The organism is Arthrobacter sp. MDT2-34-1, from assembly GCF_059091365.1.
On the sequence record NZ_JBNHGO010000114.1, the window covers coordinates 1 to 558 of the forward strand.

General features: G+C 69.4%; 1 protein-coding gene. It reads left to right on the forward strand.

Translation table 11 applies throughout. The annotated features are described in order from the left end of the window. The coding region (locus tag AC5RVV_RS17925) for an APC family permease (protein WP_494002703.1) at window positions 1–558 on the forward strand (558 nt) is incomplete at both ends.

The following is a 558-nucleotide window of genomic DNA, read 5'->3' on the forward strand; positions in this document are numbered from 1 at the left end:
TCTTCTTCGCCTTCGCCGGCTACGCGCGCATCGCCACCCTCGGCGAAGAAGTCGTCAATCCCCAGTCCAGCATTCCCAAGGCCATCCTGGGTGCGCTGGCCATTGCGTTCCTGATCTACCTGCTGATCGGCAGCGGCCTGCTGCGCACCCTGGGAACAGCGGGACTGGCAGGCTCCACCGCGCCGTTGCTCGAGGCAACCGGCCCCGCGGCCCCCTGGGCGGGACCCGTCGTCGCCGCCGGGGCGGCCTGCGCCAGCCTGGGAGCCCTGCTGGCCCTGGTTGCCGGCGTCGGGCGGACCACCATGGCAATGGCCCGCGAACGCGACCTGCCAACGTTCCTGGCCCGGATTGGCAGCCGCTTCACAGTGCCCTACCGTGCCGACCTGACGGTGGCGGTGGTCATCATCGTCCTGCTGCTGACCACAGACGTGCTAACCGTCGTCGGATTCTCCAGCTTCGGCGTGCTGATCTACTACGCCGTCGCCAACCTGGCCGCCCTGACGCTGCGGGACCGCCCCTGGCATGCGCCGAAGGCGGTCAATGTAATCGGGCTGGCGG